Genomic DNA, 3,308 nt, shown 5'->3' with positions numbered 1-3,308 from the left:
CGCGAAGTGCGGAAGGTGCTGACGGCGATGCGGGCCCGCCCGAAGTGGTACGCGGAGCACGTCGAACGGCCGCTGGGCCACAAGCGGGCACCGGTCGCCCCGATGCCGGCGGACAACGCGGCGGAACCGCCGGCCCTGGAGCTGGTCGGGCGCGACGAGATCGAGGACGCGCAGCTGGTGGAGCTGGCCGAGCAGGCACTGGCGGCGATCGATTCCCGGCTGGCGCGCGGCGACCCGGCGGAGCAGGTGGTCGCGGTGGTGGTCCGGACGCTGTTCGGCGCGGCGGGATCCGGCGACTCGGCCCGCGACGACTGGCTGGCGGCCGCGCTCGCCGACCGGGAACGGCTCGACGGGATCGTGGCGACGGTGCTGGCCATCCTGGGCCGCTGACCCCGCGCGGCCTGCCTGGCGTCGCGGCGATGCCATGAAAGGGTCGTTCATGTCGTCTGGCGAGGTACCCGGCAAAGGCGCGCCGGCGAGCGGGTGACCGGCCGCGTGGTCTGCCCGGCGTCGCGGGGATGTCGTGAAAGGGTCATTCATGTCGTCTGGCGACAGGGTCTCGGCAAAGTCGTGGGTAGATGCAAGGCAGGCACGGCCCCAGCCGATCATGTGATGTGTCTAAGACCCCATGATCAGCTGAGAGAGCCGTGCCTGCCGTCTCATCATCGCCGATACCCACCTGCTTCGACCAACTGACCCCGACCACCACCGGCGACCTCACCGACATGGACCTGCTCAGCCTGAGTGACCATCTCGCGCTGATTCCCGATCCACGCGAACGCCGCGGAATACGACACCGCCTGCTGCCGATCCTGCTGATCGCCGCAGCAGCGGTCTGCGCCGGCGCCCGCTCCTTCACCGCGATCGGCGAATGGGCCGCCGACGCCCCACAACACATCCTGGCTCGGCTGGCGGCCCGGCGGGATCCGTGCCTGGACCGGTTCGTGGCCCCGGGCGAGTCGACCCTGCGCCGGATCCTGCAACGAGTCGACGCCGAAGCGGTGGACGCCGCGATCTGCGCCTGGCTGCAGGAACGCCTCGCCCACCTATCCCAGAACCAGGCCCACAGCCGAGCCGAAGCGATCGCGGTGGACGGCAAAACCATGCGCGGCACCACCCGCCCCGACGGCAGCGGTGGGGTGCACCTGCTGGCCGCGTTCGACCGCAGCACCGGCACTGTCCTGGCCCAAGCCGACGTCCCCGGCAAGGCCAGCGAAGTCGCCTGGTTCGCTCCGCTGCTGGACCGGATCGACCTGACCGGAGTCATCGTCACCGCGGACGCGTTGCACACCACCGCCGAACACGCCCGCTACCTGCACCAGCGCGGCGCCCGCTACGTGTTCCTCGTCAAAGGCAACCGCGGCTACCTGCACCGCAACCTGCTCACCCGGCCCTGGACCGACGCGCAACCACATCACACCTGCGACACCGGTCACGGCCGCCACGAACACCGCACCATCCAGGTCCTGCCCGCACCCGTGTCCGGTGTCCGGTTCCCGCACACCGCGCAGGTCTTCCGGCTGGCCCGGCACGTCACCCATGCCGGCGGCCGGGTCCACCGCGAAACAGTCCACGGTGTCACCAGCAGCGCCGACCCGCCGATGCTGCTGGCCCGGCACATCCGTGACCACTGGGGCATCGAAAACCGGCTGCACTGGGTCCGTGACGTCAGCTACGGCGAAGATGCCTCCCGCGTCCGTGTCGGCACCGCACCCCGAGTCATGGCCGGGTTACGCAACCTCGCCATCAGCGTCTTGCGGCTGGCCGGGCACGCCAACATCGCCGCCGGGCTCCGCCACGCCGCCCGCGACCACGCCCGCCCGCTCACCCTCCTCGGCATCACCTAACCCGACTTTGCCGAGGCCCTGTCGTCTGGCGACATGAATGAGTCATTCATGACATCGCGGGCGGCCGGTCTCGCCTAAGCCGACTTGGGCGGGGCTGTTCGCCCGTCCTCCGCCAGCCAGCTTCGCCGCGCCTCGAAGACCCGCGTCAGCACCTCCGGCGGGCAGCCCGCGGCCTGTCCCCGCCGGCGGGCGGCGGTCAGCTCGGCCAGCAACACCGCCCGGAGCGCCGCGCGTGCCCGGTCCGGGATTCTTCTGAGCGGGGGCGCTTCGGTCACCCCGGCCTCCTCTCCACCGCGCCCGCATCGCCGGTGCGGCCCAGACTTCACCTGACGGACAACGTCAGCGCCACCACGGCGGCGGCGGGGCCGGGAGGTGGAGGGGGCAGCCCGCGTGGCGGCCCGTCCAGCAGTCCGCAAGCCAGCTCGTCAGCGCGACCGGGCCGAGCAGGCTGTCCTCCCACACCGGCGTCAGCTCGCCCGCCCGGCGCAGGACCGCTTCGGCCGTGCCGCAGAACGACACGATCGCCGCGACCGCGGCGGCGGCTCTCTCTTCCGGCCAGGCGACGGCGGCTCGCGGCAGCCGGGCGGGGATCGCCCGGCCGGTGGCGATGGTGCATTCGCGCGCCAGCAGCAGGGCGAGGTCGAACTCGACGGATTCGGCGTGGCGCTGCCGGGTTCGCCAGCGGGGCGAAGCCGCGGCCGCGTGCAGGCCGGCCAGCCGGGCGGCGGCCAGCCCGTCCCACACCGCCAGGAGTACCGCCCGCCGGTCCGCCGGAGGCGTGACGGCGAGTTCGTGGGAGACGGCGCTGAGCCAGGCACACGGGTCCTTGACCCGACGATCGACGACGACGGTCACGGCAGCCAGTTTCGCACCGGAATCCCGCGATGGACCCCCGACGATCATGGTTCACCCGAGGACCACCCGGTCGGTGGCGAACCGTTGAGCGGCGCGTTCCCTCCTTCGGGCACTCCAGGTGACCAGTTCGTCACGCCTGTGCGACCATGTCGGCGCTCAGTGCCGAGCACGCCCTCCCGACCGTCCTCCGCGAAAGGCCGCCACCGAGTGATCAAGATCAGCAAGAGCCGGGCCGGCACCCAGCGCGTCACCTTCAGCCTGCCGGTCGGCGCACCGCCCGGACGGGTGAGCGTCGTGGGTTCGTTCAACGACTGGACGCCCGGCCGCCACCACCTCACCCCGCGTTCCAACGGACGGCGTTCGGCGTCGGTCGACGTCCGCCCCGGCACCGTGCTGCAGTTCCGCTACCTCGGCGAGAACGGCCACTGGTTCGACGACCCCGACCTGGCCGACCGCGCCGACGGCAACTGCGTCTGCACGACCGACTGACCCCGGCTCACGACCGGCGGCGCCGCTTTCCCGCGCCACCGCCGGTCCGCCGGGCCGGCTTCGGCGGCGCCGGCTTCCGCACGGGGCGCTTGCGCTCCGCCGGCGCCTGCTGGCGGC

4 protein-coding genes and 1 pseudogene are annotated in these 3,308 nt (G+C 72.5%); 3 read left to right on the top strand and 2 right to left on the bottom strand.

Translation table 11 applies throughout. From position 1 onward, the window contains the following. A pseudogene (locus G3I65_RS14570) lies at positions 1 to 390 on the top strand (hypothetical protein); the annotation flags it as partial. A gap of 335 nt (positions 391 to 725) precedes the next feature. Beyond that, the gene (locus tag G3I65_RS14565; protein WP_239071166.1) at positions 726 to 1,847 is read left to right on the top strand and encodes an ISAs1 family transposase; all 1,122 of its coding nucleotides are present in this window, start codon (positions 726 to 728) and stop codon (positions 1,845 to 1,847) included. A gap of 74 nt (positions 1,848 to 1,921) precedes the next feature. Here G3I65_RS14565 and G3I65_RS14560 read toward each other — a convergent pair whose 3' ends face one another. After that, positions 1,922 to 2,122: a hypothetical protein gene (locus tag G3I65_RS14560; protein ID WP_160696585.1), complete on the bottom strand. Its 201-nt coding sequence runs from the start codon at positions 2,120 to 2,122 to the stop codon at positions 1,922 to 1,924. 64 nt (positions 2,123 to 2,186) lie between these two features. Then, positions 2,187 to 2,702 (bottom strand): hypothetical protein, encoded by a 516-nt coding sequence (locus tag G3I65_RS14555; protein ID WP_160696584.1) that lies wholly within the window; start codon positions 2,700 to 2,702, stop codon positions 2,187 to 2,189. 207 nt (positions 2,703 to 2,909) lie between these two features. Here G3I65_RS14555 and G3I65_RS14550 point away from each other — a divergent pair, with 207 nt between their 5' ends. Next, entirely contained in the window at positions 2,910 to 3,191 is a 282-nt protein-coding gene (locus tag G3I65_RS14550) for an isoamylase (RefSeq protein ID WP_160696583.1), read from the top strand. The last annotated feature ends 117 nt before the right edge of the window (positions 3,192 to 3,308 follow it).

This window comes from Amycolatopsis sp. SID8362 (assembly GCF_010550475.1).
GTDB classification, from domain to species: Bacteria; Actinomycetota; Actinomycetes; order Mycobacteriales; family Pseudonocardiaceae; genus Amycolatopsis; species Amycolatopsis eburnea.
Note: the sequence above shows the minus strand (reverse complement) of the source record. Positions and strands in the feature narration are given on the sequence as shown.

Bases quoted from the DNA above. Each gene is read 5' to 3' on its own strand.
- G3I65_RS14565 (WP_239071166.1), top strand. From the start codon at position 726: ATGGACCTGCTCAGCCTGAGTGACCATCTCGCGCTGATTCCCGATCCA.